Source organism: Acinetobacter sp. NyZ410 (assembly GCF_022828975.1).
In the GTDB taxonomy this organism is placed as follows: domain Bacteria; phylum Pseudomonadota; class Gammaproteobacteria; order Pseudomonadales; family Moraxellaceae; genus Acinetobacter; species Acinetobacter guillouiae.
Genome location: NZ_CP094620.1, coordinates 3,776,038 through 3,796,430 on the forward strand (window position 1 = coordinate 3,776,038; position 20,393 = coordinate 3,796,430).

17 protein-coding genes are annotated in these 20,393 nt (G+C 41.4%); 5 read left to right on the forward strand and 12 right to left on the reverse strand.

The genetic code is table 11. The annotated features are described in order from the left end of the window. The first annotated feature begins 158 nt into the window (after window positions 1-158). Window positions 159-1,367, forward strand: a complete 1,209-nt coding sequence (locus tag MTO68_RS17910) for an MFS transporter (protein WP_244013724.1) — start codon at window positions 159-161, stop codon at window positions 1,365-1,367. Between the two features lie 361 nt (window positions 1,368-1,728). After that, the gene (locus MTO68_RS17915) at window positions 1,729-2,112 is read left to right on the forward strand and encodes a hypothetical protein (protein WP_244013726.1); all 384 of its coding nucleotides are present in this window, start codon (window positions 1,729-1,731) and stop codon (window positions 2,110-2,112) included. 239 nt (window positions 2,113-2,351) lie between these two features. Here the strand turns inward: MTO68_RS17915 and MTO68_RS17920 are convergent, their stop codons facing one another. Beyond that, the gene (locus tag MTO68_RS17920; RefSeq protein WP_244013728.1) at window positions 2,352-4,679 is read right to left on the reverse strand and encodes a TonB-dependent receptor; all 2,328 of its coding nucleotides are present in this window, start codon (window positions 4,677-4,679) and stop codon (window positions 2,352-2,354) included. 146 nt (window positions 4,680-4,825) lie between these two features. Then, window positions 4,826-6,304 carry a PLP-dependent aminotransferase family protein gene (locus tag MTO68_RS17925; RefSeq protein WP_244013730.1) on the reverse strand — a complete coding sequence of 493 codons (1,479 nt, stop codon included), beginning with the start codon at window positions 6,302-6,304 and terminating at the stop codon, window positions 4,826-4,828. A gap of 108 nt (window positions 6,305-6,412) precedes the next feature. On the opposite strand from MTO68_RS17925, the gene MTO68_RS17930 reads away from it, so the two are divergent. After that, window positions 6,413-6,868 (forward strand): GNAT family N-acetyltransferase, encoded by a 456-nt coding sequence (locus tag MTO68_RS17930; protein ID WP_004823442.1) that lies wholly within the window; start codon window positions 6,413-6,415, stop codon window positions 6,866-6,868. Window positions 6,869-6,969: 101 nt separating this feature from the next. On the opposite strand, the gene MTO68_RS17935 is transcribed toward MTO68_RS17930, so the two are convergent. Continuing rightward, window positions 6,970-8,400, reverse strand: coding sequence for a PLP-dependent aminotransferase family protein (locus MTO68_RS17935; RefSeq protein ID WP_244013732.1), 1,431 nt, complete (start codon window positions 8,398-8,400; stop codon window positions 6,970-6,972). 109 nt (window positions 8,401-8,509) lie between these two features. Between MTO68_RS17935 and MTO68_RS17940 the strand changes: the two genes are divergently transcribed. Then, on the forward strand, window positions 8,510-9,292 hold the full coding sequence (locus tag MTO68_RS17940) for an aldolase (RefSeq protein WP_004717605.1): 783 nt from the start codon (window positions 8,510-8,512) through the stop codon (window positions 9,290-9,292). A gap of 5 nt (window positions 9,293-9,297) precedes the next feature. Then, window positions 9,298-10,182 (forward strand): dihydrodipicolinate synthase family protein, encoded by an 885-nt coding sequence (locus MTO68_RS17945; protein ID WP_034615826.1) that lies wholly within the window; start codon window positions 9,298-9,300, stop codon window positions 10,180-10,182. A 216-nt stretch (window positions 10,183-10,398) separates the two neighbouring features. On the opposite strand, the gene MTO68_RS17950 is transcribed toward MTO68_RS17945, so the two are convergent. From MTO68_RS17950 to MTO68_RS17990, 9 genes are all read right to left on the reverse strand, one after another. After that, window positions 10,399-11,592, reverse strand: coding sequence for a hypothetical protein (locus tag MTO68_RS17950; protein WP_239045108.1), 1,194 nt, complete (start codon window positions 11,590-11,592; stop codon window positions 10,399-10,401). 145 nt (window positions 11,593-11,737) lie between these two features. Next, window positions 11,738-13,378 (reverse strand): thiamine pyrophosphate-binding protein, encoded by a 1,641-nt coding sequence (locus MTO68_RS17955; protein ID WP_239045107.1) that lies wholly within the window; start codon window positions 13,376-13,378, stop codon window positions 11,738-11,740. Between the two features lie 38 nt (window positions 13,379-13,416). Beyond that, window positions 13,417-14,871 (reverse strand): aldehyde dehydrogenase, encoded by a 1,455-nt coding sequence (locus MTO68_RS17960; protein WP_244015999.1) that lies wholly within the window; start codon window positions 14,869-14,871, stop codon window positions 13,417-13,419. Window positions 14,872-14,895: 24 nt separating this feature from the next. Continuing rightward, window positions 14,896-15,687 carry an aspartate dehydrogenase gene (locus MTO68_RS17965; protein WP_244013734.1) on the reverse strand — a complete coding sequence of 264 codons (792 nt, stop codon included), beginning with the start codon at window positions 15,685-15,687 and terminating at the stop codon, window positions 14,896-14,898. 9 nt (window positions 15,688-15,696) lie between these two features. Next, window positions 15,697-16,491: an SDR family oxidoreductase gene (locus MTO68_RS17970; RefSeq protein ID WP_239045105.1), complete on the reverse strand. Its 795-nt coding sequence runs from the start codon at window positions 16,489-16,491 to the stop codon at window positions 15,697-15,699. A 20-nt stretch (window positions 16,492-16,511) separates the two neighbouring features. Continuing rightward, a complete protein-coding gene (locus MTO68_RS17975) occupies window positions 16,512-17,324 on the reverse strand; it encodes an alpha/beta hydrolase (RefSeq protein WP_239045104.1) in 813 nt (270 codons plus the stop codon). A 42-nt stretch (window positions 17,325-17,366) separates the two neighbouring features. After that, on the reverse strand, window positions 17,367-17,888 hold the full coding sequence (locus MTO68_RS17980; protein WP_004717620.1) for a cupin domain-containing protein: 522 nt from the start codon (window positions 17,886-17,888) through the stop codon (window positions 17,367-17,369). 23 nt (window positions 17,889-17,911) lie between these two features. Then, window positions 17,912-19,135 carry an MFS transporter gene (locus MTO68_RS17985; RefSeq protein WP_004823455.1) on the reverse strand — a complete coding sequence of 408 codons (1,224 nt, stop codon included), beginning with the start codon at window positions 19,133-19,135 and terminating at the stop codon, window positions 17,912-17,914. A gap of 40 nt (window positions 19,136-19,175) precedes the next feature. Continuing rightward, window positions 19,176-20,387 carry an FAD-dependent oxidoreductase gene (locus tag MTO68_RS17990; protein WP_239045103.1) on the reverse strand — a complete coding sequence of 404 codons (1,212 nt, stop codon included), beginning with the start codon at window positions 20,385-20,387 and terminating at the stop codon, window positions 19,176-19,178. Between the last annotated feature and the right edge of the window lie 6 nt (window positions 20,388-20,393).

The window sequence follows — 20,393 nt, forward strand, 5'->3', positions numbered from 1 at the left end:
TGCAATGCTGAGGGTTTTATTTACCTTAAAATGGAACGATCATTCCAATATAAATACAACATGGAGTAAACAATGAATATTAATCTTGAAAATTTTGGGATGCCTATATTCCTTAAACGAGATGACCTTTCTGTCAATCATACACAGAGGTTTAGCGCATGAATCAGTTCAACAGCAGATCAGAGCAGAACCGATCTACACCCAGCTTACCAATTTGGAAATTATTGGCATTTACGGTTGCAGGTTTTATTACCATTATGACGGAAATCATACCAGCGGGCTTATTGGCATTGATCAGTCATGACTTAGAGGTGTCTGAAGCTTTAGCAGGACAAATGATTTCAGTTTATGCCCTAGGATCGGTCATTGCAGCGATCCCTGTGGTTGCTGCAACACGGAGTTGGTCAAGAAAACCTTTATTGTTATTGGCAATCACAGGCTTGTTTGTCTTCAATAGTCTAACAGCACTATCTTCCAGCTATATCATCATCCTGATATCACGATTTATTGCAGGAATGTCTGCTGGAATTATCTGGGGTATCTTAGCAGGTTATGCTCGAAGTCTGGTTCCTGCCCATCTACAAGGCAGAGCGATGGCAATCGTTGGAGTGGGTCAACCCATCGCATTATGTCTGGGTGTGCCTTTAGCTATTGGGTTGGGCAATCTGTTTGGCTGGCGTGGGGTTTTCTGGATGATTTCAGGACTTGCTTTAATCCTGATCATCTGGATAAAAATAAGCCTTCCTCATTTGGCAGGACAACCAGCAAGCAAACAACAATCCATTCTCAACGTCTTGGTACACCCTGGTATAGGCGCAATTTTGGCGGTTATTTTTGTTTGGATTTTGGCACATAACATACTTTATACCTTTATTTCACCTTATTTGTCTGCTGTACAGCTGGGTGAGCATATTGATCTTATTCTTCTTATTTTTGGTCTTTCTTCAATACTCGGCATTTGGATTACAGGGATTTGGATCGATAGATCATTACGCAAATTAACCCTGATCAGTTTAACAGGCTTTGCCATCGCTGCTCTTTTCATGGGCTTGAGCAGTCATCACATCTGGCTTGTGATGCTAGGTATCGTACTTTGGGGAATGACTTTTGGTGGTGCACCAACCCTACTACAAACTGCGTTGGCAGATATCGCAAGTGAAAATGTAGATATTGCCCAATCCATGCTGGTGACGGTGTTTAATCTTGCGGTTGCAGGGGGCGGTATTTTAGGTGGCATCCTGCTACAAAATGTAGGCATAGACTCATTTTTTGTTTGTATCATCGCATTATCATTATTGGGGTTATCTATTGTATTTTTTGCGCATAAAAATGGTTTTAAATCAGGACATCGTTTGGGCAGCCAATAAATTTAAAGCTGTCATTTAACACCACGCTTCGATGACAACATCTATTGGATCAAACAGCACCATCATCGTTGACTGGGCTGTTTGATCCGTCTCTTAAACGATAGCTGAAGCATGCTCATAATAAGCGCAATCCACCACAATGTAGACACTGAATCGGCACCAAAATAACCTCCATGATTTTTTCCAAACAAGGCAAATACACGCAAATATAAAACCTTTAAAATATAGAAGCGAACAATATACAAAACATCAATTTGTACCGTTATTTCACAGCAACACTTAAAAAATTTACCGATTATCACATAGACTTTTTGCAAAATTTAATTGATAATGATTATCAATTTCATTATCTGAAAAATTGGTGAACACTTTGGAACAGCCTACTTTAGCGACTGAAGCGATTCGAGCATTTTTTACCTTACAATGCTGCTGGTTAAACAGTGAAGAAATTTATCTAAAACAAGGTTGTTTGCATTGTGGTTCGGCAGCAACTTATTTAATTTATTTTACCCATGCCCCTATTCAAAAATTAATGCTTGATTTTATTCAAAAATATAACTGCCATAACAGCAAAAAATCAGACTTACTCGACTTATTAGACTTTGAACAGAATTATAATGATTTTTTACAAGTGCTTGAAAGTGCAGTAAACAGTTATGCTCGACAATATCAAAACCATGCTTGTCATTTGGCATTTGAAAGTGTTGAATCTATTTTTGAACGTGAAGCAGCCATTGCATGTTAAAAAATTGATGCTGCAATAAATCAAACTGTAATGATTAAATCGAATAGACTATTTTTAACAGCTATTTTTTAAATTAATTTTAGGGTCTGTTGACATCAATTTTTCATTCTCAATGTATCAAAATAAAAGGGGCCAACAAGTTGCTTGAAGTCTTCTCGACAACAGCAACTTATTGACCCCGATAATAAATCTTAAGTTAAGATCCAGCATATAAGACTTAGTCAACAAAAGTTAAGCGATTAAATTTTCATACTTATACCCAGCTGTACCCCACGCCCAGGAAGTGGTGCAATGTATTTTAATGGCGAGTTCTGTGGTCGTGCATCTTCATTTAACAAATTAGACCCATTGAGAAAAACATCAAAATTGGCATTTTGTAATTTGAAGTGTTTCTGAATTTGTAGATCCAACAAGTTATAAGACGGCAATGGAATTTCTTTAGACACATTTTTGCCTAAATACTGAGCTTGATCATAGTAAATATTGGATAAGCGTGCTGACCAATCATTCTTATTCCATTCAAGATTTAGCCCATAACGGTTCGTTGGCATATTGGGTAAGTAATTTCCATCATTTGCCAAACTGGTTTTGTTTGGATTAAGGTTTTTATTTTTCACCAAGTCAGCAAAAGCAGAGATCAAAAGATTGCCATACTGATTGAGTTTAAACTTTTGTTTTAAATCAATTTCAAATCCAGTAATTTCAGCATCTGTCTGGGTCCAATATTTAAGCGGCAAGCGATTACGCATTTGTGCCGCTGAATGGGTCAAATACAAATACTTGTCATATTTCATCTTATATACAGTCGCTTCAAAATTAAAATTTTTATAATTGAACAGACCTGTTAACTCAAGATTTTTGGACCTTTCTTCTTTGAGTTTTTGGTTGCCTTCTTCTTGTAACATAATTGAATAATGTGGATGACTGGCATAAAGTTCATTAATTTCAGGCGCTCTATCTGACACTGAATATCGCAGCTTTAAACCCAATAGATCATTATATTTTAGGTATGAACCGAAACTATAGCTTTCAAGATTAAATTTCGTATCGGTGAGTTTTGTATTCGGTGAGTTTCTGGATGGCACAAAATCACTTTTTTGAATTTTATGTTCAACCTTTTCGTTACGATAACCAGCATCGAGTTCTAGCCAATCAAAGTCTAATTTTTCCTTGATAAACACGGCTTGTGTTTGCGTATTGATATTCGGTAAATAACGTAAATTTCCATGCCCTTCCACTTTACGATCAATCTGATTAAAGCCAATAAAACCATTCCAAAATTCAACAGGTCTATGCTTCAGTAATAATTCAGCCTGTTGGGTATCAAATTTATAGTTATTGGCCATTTTTGATCCTAAATATTCTCCTGATGTATTAACGCTCTTACTCACATCAAATTGTATTTGTTTCAATAACAACGGACTAAAATTAAACTCGCTGTCTAAGGCATATCTTCGCTGATCTGTTTTCACCCCGACTGGTATGCTGTCACTAGTAGATTGAAAAGATTTATTTTCAAGAGAAAATCCGGGTACCCCATATTCACTTTTTTTTGAATCAGCACTGAGCCCAATACGTCCATTGTTGAGAAAATAAGTGCTTCCAATCGCAAAGTGTTGATTGTCTAAATAGCTATTGCCCAGCTTATTTTTATAGTTGGGTGTGACATCTTTATTAATTTTGTTTTCAGTATATTGCTGGGTATTGGGCACATATTTAGGGTTTACTGGATTGGTATAGGTTTTTCCACTCCAAACTGAGGTAGGTTTATCTGTATAGAAGGAAAATGAACCATCTGCCCAATCGGGATTTTCCGTCATAAATTGGTCAATATAAGGCTGTGATGCCGTATTATAATTTTTTTGAATGCGTGCTTCTTTTTGGCAAGCATCTGCCAATGCTGTATTTACCCCACCCGTCGCTGGAAATACGCCACTATTACATACACTCGCTTTACCCTCTCCCGGAATTTTATAAGCTGACATATCTTGGCTAGAAAACAATACATTGGTAGAAAAGTTGCTTTGGTTATTGAGATTGAGTTTAAAACCTTTGGCATCAAAATCATTCCAGCCCTTTTTCGCTACAAGCTCTAATTGAGAACTTTTATTCGGCATCGCTGTATCGATTAGACCAGAATCAATATTCACACTTCCGCCAATGGCATTACCACCATAACGCACACTGTCTGAAGATTTATTGACAGTAACAGATTGAGTGAATAAAGGATCAAAAGGGATATTAATATTGCCACTGATACTATTCATCCCGTAAATAGACTGACCATTTTCCAAAATCTGCACCCGATTTCCACTCAAACTGCGAATTACAGGCGCACCTGAGTTGGGACCAAAAGCACTACTTTGTACTCCAGAAAGATGCTTTAAAGCATCACCTAAAGTTTTATTGTCTGCATTTCTATTTTCTACAACGATACTTTGACTGATAAATGGATCATTTTCAGCATTGACTCGAATCACAGGAAGTACAGTCAGCTGTTTATTTTCAATCGCATATGCAGGAAAGACCGGTAAAGAAATAGCGATTGCTAAAGTATGGTGACGCATCATGAATTCCGGATTGTAATTTATTGTTATGTTATAACATTACATAAACAGATGTACAACAATTATCATCAGTGCTTATACAGCTAGACCAGCTAGCGATTTATATAGGAAATAAAGAAATATAGAAGATGAAAAAGGAAGCCGTATTAGGTGTGCTTGATCTGTTGCGCCAGCTTCTGAATATTCATGCTAATCTCATCTGGAGTATGCGCTGCATAGCCAAACAATACTGCTGCTTTTTCATAAGGCTGTTGACAGTAGCGAGATAAAGGCTGAACAGCCAGATTAATAGCAAGACACTGATCAATAAAGCTTTGCTCAGTCCATGGAGCTTTTAGCCAACAAATCACATGAATCCCTGAGTCGGTTGGCTGAACAGTCAATACATCTGCAAGAAACTGTTGAATCGCAGCAATTAATGCCTGTTGACGTTCTTGGCAAGCTTTACGCACTTTACGGACATGGCGTGCATAATGCCCCTCTTTGATAAACAAAGCCAAAGCCGCTTGTTCTAAATAAGCACTCCGCGTATCGGTATAATATTTTGCCAGACTCAATGTTTCTATCAGCGATTCTGGAACCACCATAAATCCAAGCCGAAACTCAGGGAACATCATTTTAGAAAAAGTACCCGAATACATCACTCTTTGCTGTTGGTCTAAGCCCTGTAAGGCTTGAATTGGGTGCGTTCCATATCTAAACTCACTGTTATAATCATCTTCAAAAATCCATTTTTGCTGACTGGCTGCCCATTCCAATAGGGCCAATCGTCGACTTAAACTGAGTGTTCCACCTAAAGGGAACTGATGAGAGGGTGCGGTATAGATGAATTTACTTTCGGAATAATGCTGAATAATCTCAGCAATTTTCATCCCTTCGTGATCACTTGATACAGGATGAACTTGAATGCCAAAACTCCGAAAAATATTTAAAGCGGCATCATAGCCAGGCTCATCTAAACAGATCTGATCCAAAGGTTGTAATAATGCATAAGCTGCAAGGTGAATCGCTTGTTGGGTACCATTTACAATCAAAATTTGTTGTACATCGCATTTTAGCCCCCGCGTAGAACGAACATAATCACAAATAGCCTGACGTAAAGGCAAATAGCCACGACAATCATGAAACTGACCCAATTGCTGATGAGACTGCCGCCAAGCACGCCCCAATAATTTCCCCCAAAGCGAATGGGGAAATAAATCGGTACAGCCAACGCCGACATGAAATATTTTTTCACCCTGCCCAGATACATTTTGTTTCTGCCAAGCAGGTAATAAATTTGCGATATGCGGATTAATATTTAGCTTGTGACAGATGTCAGATGCAGATTTTGTCGCTATCTCTGGTATAGAAATTAATTGGTCAGGAATCAGCTCAGCGACATATGTACCAGAGCTTGGCTTGGTCACAACATAGCCTTCATCCAGTAAACGATCCATTGCAGCCAAGACTGAATTTCTAGAAATCGACATCATTTCCGCCAAGACACGACTAGAGGGCAGTTTGGTTCCAGAAGCCAGTCGGCCATCTAAAATTGCATCACGTAAAACACTATATAAACCCTCTTTAATCACCCCTTTAGGCAAGATCAAATGAGGGAAATAAGCCGATGCTGCTGTCGCCATAAGTAAAACTGGTACTGTTAAAAATACTCAAAGTGTATCTTATTTCAATACCACAATCACACTTAAACTCATTTCTCCTCTTTCTTTCCCGATGACTGGAGAATATCTGTGGAAAATTTAGTGGTTCAAATTGTGCCTGTTGCACAACAAGACTATAAACAATGGGTGGAGTATTGGCTGGCTTATCAAGACTTTTACCAAGTGGCTTTATCCAATACTGTTACACAAACCACTTGGCAACGTTTTTTTGATGATCAAGAACCGATATATTGTGCTGTTGCTAAACAAGCTGAGCATGTTCTGGGCTTTGTACATTATGTTATCCATCGCTCGACATGGGCCGAGGCCAACTTTTGCTATCTTGAAGACTTATATGTTTCTCCACAGGCAAGAGGTCAACATGTAGGCAAGCGCCTGATTGAATATGTACAACAGCAAGCGATTGTTCAACCCTGCGCGCGCTTGTATTGGCACACGCAACAAAGCAATCAAACTGCACAAAAACTCTATGACTGGATTGCTGAAAAACCAGGGGTCATTGAATATCGTATGGCGTTAAATTAATCCATAAAAAACCAGAAACACAATGCTTCTGGTTTTTGCTTAAACCCTTCTAAAGTCAGTTCAACAAGATTCAAAATACTTTCTAAGTATATTGAGCATCATCAGCTCACAAAAACCTGATACAACTTTTCAACAGTTTGACGGATTTCCAATTCGGTCAGGGCTGCAAAACCAAAACGAATATAGAAACTGTGATCAGAATGATGCCATTCCGAACCAAAATCATATTCAGAATCAATATGTAATTGCTTTAAAACCGTTAAAAACTGCTGTTGAAAAGGCAATTTAAACTTTACCCACAACGCCATGCCGCCTGCAGGTGGGGCTATTTCAACCCAGTTCTCAAAAGTTTGCTGAAAAGCCCTCACAGCAAAATCTCTACGTTGCTGATAAATCTTACGCATTTTACGGATATGCCGCTTAATTTCACCCTGCTGCATCAGTTCAGCCATTGCCAATTCAGTAATCGCATTGCCCTGTTTATCGATCAGCAAAATGTCTTGTTTCATCGCCTGAATAATTTGCACATTGGTCACCACATAACCAATTCTTAAACTGGGCGCAAACACTTTAGACAAAGAGCCGATATGAATCACTTTGTCTGCTGCCGGTAAGCTGATTAACGGCGGAATAGGTCGACTGTCATAATGAAATTCATGGTCATAATCATCTTCAATAATATAAAAATCAAAGGCTTTAGACAGCTCTAACAGCTTTAATCTTCGATCCATAGACATCGTCACTGTCGTTGGATATTGATGATGAGGTGTGGTGTATACCGCAGCAACTGCATGGCTGGACAAAATTTCAGTTAAATGATCGGTATCTAGACCATGCTTATCCAAACGCACGCGAATAATTTGATAATGATTAGACAGGAATGTTTCCACTGCAGGTGGATAAGCCCATTGCTCTACCACAATAATATGACGCTGAGACTGATGTTGAGCCAGAACCCGCGCAGCTAGAAAAATCCCCATTTGACTGCCACGAACCACACAAATATTTTCCATAGAGGTCTGTATAAAACGCTCCATAGACAACATCTTTAATAAGGCTTGACGAAGTTCTAAACTTCCCTGCGGATCTCCATATCCCATGGTTTGATGACGTGTTACTTGAATCAATGCATGCCGATAAGCCCGTGAAAACAATTCATACGGGATCAGCCGATTGTCAGGCACACCATCATTTTTGATCAGCATCTGAGTTGGCAAAACTGCTGTGATATCCACCTGTTCGGGTGTAGGCGATGACTGCGCTTTTAAGTCAGGTAAATTCTCAGAGACAAAGGTGCCTTGCCGGGCTTTTGAAACCAGCCAACCCTGTGCCTCCAAATCTTCATATACCGATTGTACAGTTTTTCGGTTAATCCCGAGTTCATCCGACAGTGTACGTGAACCTGGCAAGCGTGTTGCCTGAGTAATTCTGCCAGATAAAATCTCTTGAATAATCTGATTTGCCAACTTTAAAAAAAGGGTCTTTTCTTCACGATCTTCTAAATGTAGCCGAATTTTCCAAGGCTGACGCATAACTCTCTGGCCCATATAAGTTTTAGAAACTGGATATTTTAATCCATCCACAGAATTTTTATTCTGTACTTAGGCGATGTGAAAATCAACTCAGCGAGAGGTTTTATTTATGCAAACGGCACAACTCGATAAACAACAATTGATGCAAAATGCGCAGCAAAATATGCAGCAATTTATTCAAGATTCAAACTACACAGATCGACAAAAGTTGGCATTAACCTGCCGTATTTTATTTGACCACGGCCATGATGCTGGCTTAGCTGGACAAATCACTTGTCGTACCACGCAAGGCAATAGCTTTATCACCCAGCGTTTTGGTCTCGGCTTTGATGAAATTACCGCGCAAAACTTATTGGAAGTTGATGAAGATCTAAAGCCACTTGATCAACAAGGCATGGCAAATCCTGCAAATCGCTTTCATACATGGATTTATAAACAACATCCTGAAGTGAATTGCATTATCCATACCCATCCAACACATATTGCAGCGTTGTCGATGCTCCGTGTGCCCTTAGCGATCGCACAAATGGATACCTGCGCTTTATATGAAGACTGTTCTTTTGTGGAAGAATGGCCGGGAGTCCCCGTCGGCAATGAAGAAGGTATTTTTATTTCAGAAGCCTTAGGTAAAAACCGCGCTGTACTGCTGTCACATCATGGTCAGTTGGTGGCAGGTAAAACCATTGAAGAGGCTTGCAACTTAGCCATTTTAATTGAACGCGCTGCCCGCCTTCAGCTTTTGGCAATGGCTGCTGGACAAATTCAACCGATCCCACATGAACTGGCAAAAGAAGCTCATGACTGGGTCTCTACCAACAAGCGTAATAATGTCAATTTTGCCTACTATGCGCGTAAAGCTTTAAAAAATCATGCGGACTGTATCGAGGAGTAATGAAAATGAAATTAGAAGGCATTATTGCATACCCAATCACACCATTTCACCCAGACACACAAGCTGTCGATGTTGATGCGCTGACCATCACATTAAATGCTCTGCTAGAACAACAATGTAATGCGATTGTGCCATTGGGCAGTGCTGGTGAAAGTGCTTATTTATCTTGGCAAGAATGGCAACAAGTCGCACAAAAAAGTATCGAAGTCGTTAATCAACGTGTCCCGGTCATGTTGGGAATTTCTGAACTCACAACGGCGATGGCGATTCAAAAAGCCCAAAAAGCCGAGGAGCTTGGCGCTGATCTAATTATGGTGATTCCAGTGTCTTACTGGAAACTCAATGATCAAGAAATCTATGATTATTATCAGCAAATTGCTGCCTCCACCAAACTGCCGATCATGGTCTATAACAACCCTGCAACCAGTGGCGTAGATATGTCACCAGAATTGATCGTGAAAATGTTTCAAGAAATTGAGAATATTTGCATGGTTAAAGACAGTACAGGTGATATTCAGCGCATGCATAAATTTCATGAATTATCTCAAGGACAGTTGCCCTTTTATAATGGCTGTAATCCTTTGGCGCTTGAAGCATTTTGTGCAGGTGCAAGTGGTTGGTGTACTGTGGCGCCAAATCTACTCGGTCAGCTACCAAGTCAATTATATCAGGCAGTCAAAGATGGTGATTTAGACCACGCCAAAGCCTTGTTTTATCGTCAATTGCCTTTGTTGCGCTTTATTGTACAAGGCGGCCTACCGAAAACAGTCAAAGCAGGTTTAAATGAATTAGGTTTTTCTGTAGGTGAACCAAGAAAACCGTTACAACATGCCACTCCACTAGAAGTTCAGCAATTAAAGTCGTTGATGGCCTTAGCAAAACAAGCGTAACGATCCTAGTATACGCTTGTGAAGTTATAAAATTGATCCGATAAACATGCTTTGTTGCATACACAGCCGATCTGCTGCTTTGACAGATACTCATTTGACAAATACTCAAATGATGAGTAAATGTCATCCATCGGTGTTTAAATCTAAATGCAACAAAGCAGTTATTGCCATAGCAAATATCGCCATAACAAACAGATCAATTCCCAAATTAACTTTTTAAAAACTAAATCCAAGGTTTAAATTGATCCGATACAACCATTGGTCACTATAGGGTGAAACGGTCGAGCTAAAACCGGTTGAATTCATTGCACCGCCAATAATATTGGCATTTTTCCCCCAAGTATAATCAGCCCACACCATAAAGGGTGACGCAATAAACATCATCCCGGTGGTATTCATTTGAGAATCTGACCAATCATCACGTTTCTTATCCATATAACTATAATCATTGTAGAAACGGATCGCTTTGAGTTTGCCCATATTTTGCATAGGTAAGGTATAGGCAAGATTTAAACTGGCAACTGTCGCTTCAGAGGCAATAAAATAAGCAGGGGTAAATCCGTTATTCCCCATTAAAGTCATATCATTATTGACCCCGTCAGGGTTCTTTGCATCATATTGATAATGAATCACAGAGCTTTGTAAATTAAAGCGTTTGTAATTGTTATCGCTATGCACCCCTACTGCATAATATTGGCCATTTTTATCGGTGGTTTTATTATGCAATTGCGCAATTGCCCCCGATACCCCGACTTCCTGCTTACCCACCTTGGTGTCTAACTTGCGCACAATCCGCGTATTGAATTGATGGCGCTTTTCATTTTGATAGGCTTTTTGACTTGGAAATGCATTGTCGGCAAGATCATCATAAGTGGCACTTTCCGGCGAATAGCGCAGATTGGTTGCCAGCATTTCAGGGTAATAGCCCAGTTTTACATCCCAGTCCTGATTATGAAAATTCCAGTTCAAACCTGGGGCAATGTTATTGCCATAGCCCAAAAAGAATGGAATATGGTAAGTCCAACCATTTTGCGGATAAGGATAAATCGCAAAAGGTTTATATACAAAGCCGGCTTCTAGACTATTCTGTTGATCTAAATTGTAGCCCACGTAGGCTTTTTCGATCGAGCGTTTCTCTTGGTCTTGAAACAAGTAGCTTGCATTAAAATAGGCATCGTCAAATTTACCTTTGACATCGACTCTAAAAATATCAAAATAGAGTTTGCCAAAGCCATCATTCGGTCCTTCCCAATTTTCATAGCGTTGGTTTAATCGCACCACGCCACCCAATTTTATAGAGTCCGTCTCATCTTCACTTTTCCATTCTAATGCTGAGCTTTGCGCCAAAACATTGGATGAGGTACCCAAATACAATGCTGCAAGTAGCATCGCGATAGCTGTCTTTTTCATAATTGCGTCCTTCCCTTGTGGTCCAACGATCCTGTTGGACTTTTGTTTTACCTATAAAACATAGTTTTTATTGTATTTTGAGCAAAAAAAATTTGCCGGAGCTTTTGCTGAACATCCGATGCCAGCATCGAATGTTCAACTGGTTTTAATAGAGTTTTTTCTGCGGCGGTCCTGCAAAGTTCAGTGGTCCAATCGAATTCATATCCAATTCGATCACACTTGGCCCTTGAAAGTCGACCGCTTGTTGAATCACGCTTTTAAACTCATCTGCACTGCCCACTTTCCAGCTTTTCACTCCCATTGCTTCCCCTAAGACTTTATAATCTGGGGTATGCAATTCGTTGAAATATTGACGCCCACCAAAGTAATTCTTTTGGATACCACGCATTACGCCATAACCACCATCGTTCATGATCATTAGCACCATGTTGGTATTTTCTTGCGCCATGGTGGCAATCTCACCGATACCGAGCATCAAACCACCATCGCCCACGAGACCAATCACTTTTTTATCTGGATTGGCAATAGAAGCGCCAATTGCCGTGGCTAAACCAAGACCAATTGCCCCTGCAAGTGAGTGAATATTTAGATTCGGTGCTTGTACTGGAAATAGTCGGCTGCCCCAAGTACTGCCTGACATGGTAATGTCACGAACAAAGATGCCGTCTTGTGGCAGTGCCGCACGTAAGTGATCACAGATCAGTGCATATTGATCCAGCTGAGTACGCAGTGCCTCAATAGCGGACTGTTTTGCTGCAACAACCGCTGCATCATAATCTGTATCAACTTTTGAGATACCGCTTAGCCCTGTGAGCACACGTTGTAATACAGCTTTGGCATCAGCACAAATGAAGTTACGAACTTTATAATTACGTTGCTGCGCCACTGGATTGGCATCAATCTGAATCAGATTATCAGGGAACTGCACCGAATAGGTTTTGGTTTCATTGCTGCGTAAACGCGAGCCCACTACCACCAATAAGTCAGCCTGTTTTAACAGTTGCTCAACCCCTGCTGAGTTATGGAATGCACCTAAACTGCGTGGATGCTCATCCGCTAACACACCACGGGCATGGGTCGAAGAAACCACAGGAATCCCAAGATCTGCAATAGCTTTCACTTCATCAACACTATTTAACGTGCCACCACCAATCCAGAAGATGGGGCGTTTGGCTTTTTTAACTTCTTCAACAATTAAATCAATTTCAACTTGCTCAGCCTGCGGTAATTCAAGCGCTTTGACAGGACCTAAATTCAATGGCAAGTCAATTTCTGCAGCTTGCACATCAATCGGGAGCTCAACGCTTACAGGCCCCATCGGTACTGTGGTTGCAACACGAATTGCTTCACGAATTACACCCACTGCATTGTCTGGGCTGGTAATACGAAATGCAGCTTTGCTTGACGCACGTAAGAAGGTCAGTTGATCTTTGGTTTCATGGATAAAGCTAGCATCACGATCAAGATATTCACGTTCAACTTGCCCAGTTAAATGCAACACAGGGCTCCCAGCATTCATCGCTTCAATCAATGAACCTACTGCATTGCCTGCCCCTGCACCGGTACTGGTCAAAGCAACCCCTAAACCTTTAAAGCGTGAGTGACCATCTGCCATGGTGACTGCACCTGCTTCGCCACGCGCTGCCACAAAACGAATCTTTTCACGACGCCCTACGGCATCTGCAATTGGTAGGTTATGAATCGAAATCACCCCATAGATACTTTCCACTTGGTGTGCTTCTAAAACACGCGCGATTGCTTCGCCTACATTTACACGTTCTGTCATTGTTTATTCCTCAAAAACTTTTTCATTCCATGAATTTATTATTCACACCAAGGATTTGGCTGTTCGCTTAATCCCATATAAATACTTTTTTGCTGCATATAAGACAAAATACCTAAACGCCCTTTTTCACGCCCGATACCACTTTCTTTAAAGCCACCAAACGGTGCCGAAATAGAGAATTTTTTATAGGTATTAATCCAGACTGTACCGACTTCCAAAGCACGCGCAATTTGCCAAGCTTTACGGTAATTTTCAGTCCAGATTCCTGCTGCAAGCCCAAAACAACTGTCGTTGGCTTGGGTGATTAAATCAGCTTCATCGTGATACTTCATCACCACCAAGACCGGACCAAAAATCTCTTCTTGACAGGTTTGTGCAGTATTATTTAAGCCCGTGATGATGGTCGGTAAGTAATAACTTCCTTTCGCCAAATCACCATCCGTCAGCGCTTGACCACCCACTACAACTTGACCACCTTCTTGTTTGGCCAATTGCACATAGGCATCGACAGAAGCCAAATGCTTTGGATTAATTAAAGAGCCCAAATGTACACCCGCTGTTTCTGGATGTCCCACTCGTAAAGCTTTGGTAATTTCAACCAAACGCTTAAGGAACTGATCGTAAATACTGTGATGCACGAAGAGTCGTGAACCTGCAATACAGGCTTGTCCTGCGGAGCTAAAGATCCCATAAGCCACACCTTTAGCAGCCAATTCAATATCTGCATCAGGCATAACAATCGTAGGGGATTTTCCACCAAGCTCTAATGAGGTGGTAATCAATTTATCTGCGGCAAGATGAGCCAAATGACGCCCTGTAGTGGTTCCGCCAGTAAATGAAATTTTGCGGACCAAAGGATGCTTTACGATGGCATCACCAATTACAGAACCACGCCCCACTAAAACACTGAGTAAGCCTTTTGGCAGTCCTGCTTGTTCAAAGATTTTGGCGAGTTCCAAGGCAATTAAAGACGTTGCCTCTGCCGGTTTAAGGATCACCGCATTTCCAGCAGCAATCGCAGGGGCTAGTTTTTGAACTTCACTGGCAATCGGTGAATTCCACGGTGTAATCGCGGCCACCACACCGACAGGTTCATGCACACTCATGGTCATAAAGTCAGCCGCACGTTGTGTGGTGAGTTCATCATTCAGCGTTTCACATGCTGCGGCAACATAGCGTGCTGTAGCGGCAGCACTCATCACTAAACCACGTGTTTCAGCCAGTGGCTTACCATTATCACGGGTTTGTAATTTTGCAAGCTCATCTACACGCGCTTCAATAATCTCTGCCACTTTATACAAAATACGCGCACGTTCATGTGGCATGCTATTGCGCCAGCCTGCTTGTCGCCATGCCAAATCTGCTTTTTCAATTGCTTCATTGACATCATCTAAACTCGCTGTAGAAATTTCAGCATTTACAGATTGATCTGCTGGAAACAGACTTTGAATCGTATTGCCTTTACCTAATCGCCATTCACCTGCGATATAAATTTACTTTACCATGATCAAATCCTTTTAAATCTGAATTGCTTCAACGCTATTGCGACATGCACGAATCACGCTAAGCGCAGCCAAAGTTGAGGTTTTAGGATTGCTTGCCAAAGGCACACCTACCAATTCAATGGTCATTCCACCAAACACGCCTTCTGCCACAATGGTGTGCTTGTTTTTATTGGTTTTTGGATCAACCGTAAGCTCAACCATGGTTTCATCCATGCCTAAACCTGCGAGTGCTATGGTTGCTGCAACATTGGCATTGGCTGGAAACTTCAGTGCTGCTTCTCTGGCTGTACCACGAAAAAAAACCATAGCTTCACTGACCTGATCGAGATCAACCAATTGTTCAGCATAACTGCCACGCCAACTCTTCGGACTTTTACAGCCTTTATAGGTGACCTTTTCCAAACCACCTTCTTTTGCCGCAGAGATACCATCGATCCCCGCAATCGCACCCGCTAAAAGATGTAGATGGGCATCGTATTGTTCCGCAGTCTGTTTCAGTTGAGAGAAAAATTCGCTATCGGCTAAGGTTCCCACTGAAATCAGACCAATGGTCCAACCTTTCTCTAACACCTTTTGGGCATGTTCTTTTACCGCCGCTTGGCCTGCAACTTCGATTACATAATCAGGCGTGCCAAGGCATTGATCAATCGAACTAATTACCTGTACCTGAGCGGATACTTGTGCCTGTACTTTTTCAACACTGCGTGCAGGCACCACAATCCATTTAAGCTGTAAATCTTGTGGCATATGTGCGTACACTTCTGCTGCCATTGCACCGAAACCAATCATCATCAACTGTTTCATGGGCACACCTTATAAATGTTTGTTAAATCCACCAGAGACATCCAAGGCTGCACCCGTGGTATAGGATGCCAATGGTGAAGCCAAGAACACCAAAGCGTGTGCTGGTTCTTCAGGTTTACCTAGACGTTGCATTGGAATACCACGGTTTTTTGCAATATTGCCTGTCCACTGTTCCCATGACGCTTGGCTATCTGAACGTGTTTCAAAACGGCGTTTCCACTGTGCTGACTCCACCATGCCCAATAAAATTGAATTCACCCGAATCCCATATTGGCTAAATTCATGCGCTAAGGAATGAGTTAAATTCAGCAAAGCGGCGCGTGCCGATGACGTCGCGATCATGTGTGGTTCAGGTTGCAAGGCCAGTAAGGAATTGACATTGGTGATTGATCCACACGCCGACTTTTTTAAATCATCTAAAAATGCACGAACAGGATGCAAGACACTGAAATACTTCAATTCAATTTCTTTCATCCAATCTTCATCTTGGGTGTCTTCAAAATTGGATACACGCCCTTGACCTGCGTTATTGATCAACATGTCGACATTGCCTAAATTTTGATTGACCTGTTGTGCAAAGCGTTTTACATCTTGTTTGTCTAAAACATTGCAGGCTTGAGTAAAAATATGGGCTTGCGGATACTTTTCCAAAATATAATTTTTTGATTCTGCTAGACGCTGTTCATCCCGACCACACCATGCCACTTTGGCACCTTCTGCAACTAAAATTTCGACAGCAGCCAAACCAATGCCTGACGAGCCACCTGTTACTACTGCTACTTTTCCTTCAACTTGGAAGCTCATATTTTTCTCTCGTTTGAGTCTTAACGTGCCGATAAAATAATGTCGTTAAACTGTTGTGGTTGATCGACATAACTCAGATGACCTGCATCTGTAATCAGATGACATCGGCTCAATTGCATTTCTGCGGCAAGGTCTTGAATACCTTGTGCAGATGTAATTTGGTCCTGATCGCCTGCAATCACGACGCAAGGAACACGAATATCTGTTAAATAATTTCTAATTTCGTCATAGGCCAGCAAATACGATGCATGGGTAAAACCGTCTAAGGTCAAATCCTGCATCACCGCTGTGACCAAAGCCAAAGCTTGAGCATCTTGTTTATAAATTAAATGCGGTCCACGACTTGCCGCCATGCCCGCATGACCTAAGCTTTTCAACAACATCGGTCTTTTTTGATAGACTTGTGATTTGCTTTCCTCATCTGAACGTTGATAACCTTGTGCCACATTGGCAATCAGCAAAGTCTGTACACGTTCAGGATAAAGATGAGCAAAAGCACTGGCCTGTAAAGCCCCAAGGGAATGACCAACCAGAATGGCTTGCGAAATTGCCAAAGCATCGATTAAACCCAACAAACGTTGTGCATAATCTTCTGCATTCGGTTGCGCTGTATTTAAACCTTCTGATAAGCCATAACCCGGTGCATCCCAAGCAATCACACGAAAAGACTGACGCAGTACATCGAGCTGGTTGATCCATGAAGCAGAACCCGAACTAATCCCATGTAGCAAAATCAACGGCTGGCCTTGACCTGCCTCACGATAGGCGTGTACTTGACCATCCACTACAATGGTTTTGACTGGATATTTGGCTAATCGATCAAGCAATGTCATGGCTGGATTCCTTTGCTGTAGGGCTGGGCTTTGTCGATTCAATCAACGTTTGATTTGCGACAATGGATGTTCTGGTGGATAGTTCGGAATGGTCGGTTTACCCGCACCTAACATCACACACATCAAGGCATCTTCCTGACCCGGATTAAACAAGCCACGGTAAATTCCAGGTGGAATTGAAATCAGGTCTCGCTCTTTAAGTTTGGTTTGAAATTTCTCACCGTTATGTTCGATAAACAGGTCAATCTCACCACGCAACATAAAAAACACTTCCTCAACATCATGATGAATATGCAAAGGCCCTTCGCACTGCGGAGGTAAAACCATGGTTGAAAAAGTGAAGTTTTCTGCTGGAACAGTGTTGCCATCATTGACTACACCTGTTGCACCCGTGCCCATATAACGCATTTGGGCACGGCGATATTTGGGGTCATAGTCCGCTTGGAACTTCAAGGCATCAAAATCATATTTACGTGTTTCAAAACGTGCGATACGGGTATTTAACCAATCTTGTAAGCTTGTACCTTCAGGCTGTGACCATGATTCGAATTGTTGAGTAGTCATGTTTAACTCCTAGATATCTTGAATTAATAACGTTTTAGTAAAGGAACCAAGAAGAACGATCCAATCACAGCAACTGCTGCTAAGAAGGTAATTCCTAAATTAAAACTGTGGGTTTGCATCACGATGTAACCGATCAGAACGGGTGCAATTGCACTGGCAAAATTACCCAGTCCATTAAAAATCCCACCCGCAGTCGCGCCCACATCAGCGGTGGTCACACGAGCAAGTAGTGCAAATATTGCTGCGACACCAAAGCCCCAAGCCATTGCGCTGAGAGACATTGCTACAATCACTAAAATTGGATCTGTCATAATGACCATGACATACATAAAGATGCCGGCCACCAGTAAGCCACTGAATACCTGAATGGCACGACGACCTAACTTGTCAGAAAGAAATGCACCAATCACTTCACCAATCAACATGGCGATAAATGGGAAGCTTGAATAAATACCAAACTCTTTAAGGTTAAAGCCCTTGTCTTGAATCAGGTAGGATGGAACCCAACTGTTTAATCCCCACAGATAAGTCATCAGTGCAATATTGAAAATACACACCAACCAAAAAGAACCGTTCTGTAATAACACTTTGGTGTTGTGGATATGCCCTTTAAAATTGACACGTTTACTGGTCGATTCCAGCTCAATGGTTTTCTTGAGTTGTAAATTACGTAAGCCAAACACAATCGCAATCAGTGCAATCACAGTTAAACCAGCCATCACAAAGAAGGTGGTATGCCAATCATGCTTTGCGAGAACAGCCGCGGTAATTGGAAAACCCAAGAAAGCACCGATCGGTGTACCCAACAAAAACATGGTGGAAGCACGTGCTTGCTGACGATCTGTATAAGTTTGTTTCACGATGGTATAAGCCAAGGCAAATAATGGGCCTTCAGCTAATCCAAGCAGAACGCGGAGAATTAACATCCCTGTATAGTTGGTGGTAAAACCCATACAGAACATGAGTATTCCCCAAGATAAGACGCTCCAAAACAGCATTTTTTTAGGACTAAAAATATCGCCTAAGAAGCTTAAAAACACTGAGGAAAAACCATAAGCCAATAAAAAGCTGGTCATTAACCATCCAAGTTTTGCTTTGTCTTGGGCAATCCCCATCGCCCCCTGAAAGTGCGGGTCCGCAAATAAGACTGCGATACTAATTTTGTCGAAAAATGCCAGAACGACACAGATCATCAGGACAAAAGCAGGAACCCAATGCTTCAATCCACTTTTTTCTTCATTACTCATATTTCATTCCTTCGATTGAGTCATGAACCGGATTTAATGTTTATGGTTTTAATTTCATGACATTAAATTCAGGGTCTGCTAATAATTGGGGGTCTAACACGGTATTGGATTGCATCCAGCGCTTTGCCAGTTTGACCAGTTTTGAGTCATTGATCGCAATCATATTGATCAAACAGTTTTGCTCATCCAGATAAAGATAACTGCACTGATCTGCTGCGTTTTGACGTAGCACAATCTGCTTGGTTTTTTCAGGTTGGTAAGTCCCTAAAATCTGAATATTGTAGTGATACTGGTCTGACCATAACCAAGGAATATCCAGATATTCCGTATCCATACCTAACATTGACTTTGCCGTGGCAATGGCTTGATTTTGCGCATTGGCCCAAGACTGAATGCAATAGCCCAAACTTGGATGTATCGCCACATCACCTGCGGCATAAATGTCTTGGTCTGAAGTTTGTCCAAAACCATTGACAACAATGCCATCCTTAACGTCTAAACCCGCACTCACACCCAGCTCTTTGGCAATATCTGCACCTGCACCCACCACCACACAATCAAACAGTTCACTGGCATTTGGATGATTCACCACTTCAACTTGTTGTTGACCTGCTTCAATCAAATGCACATTTTTACTATTCAAATGGATCTGAGTACCTTGTTGTTGATGCATATTTTGCAAAAATTCAGATACATCAGGGCTAACGCTACGTGCACAAAGTCGATCACCGTATTCAAAAACATGCACTTGTTTGCCTTGTTTCCGTGCCGTTGCTGCAATTTCTAAGCCGATCCAACCACCACCAATTACTGCTAACTTTTGCGTATGTTGTAAGATTTCGGCTAAACGTTCGCAGTCTTGTACATTACGTAAAGTCACCACATTGGGAATAAATTGCCATGTATTGACTGGTACACGTGCTCGGCTTCCTGTTGCAATCAATAATTTGTCATAAGGCAAAACTTGACCGCTTTCTAAAACCACATGTTTTTGTTGGCGATCCACTTGTGTTGCCACAGCGGGTTTGTGCCACTCAATGTTAAAATCTTGCATCTGTTCAGCAGAGAACAGATGCAAACTGTCATAACTGGCTTCTTTGGAGAGGACTTGTTTTGACAGGGGTGGGCGTTCGTAAAATACCCGTTCCTCATTGGATACCACATGAATTTCACCTAGAAATCCATGTTGACGGAGTGTGCTTACTGCCCAACCCGCAGCTTGTCCTGCGCCAACGATGACTATTCTTTGCATAGCTTA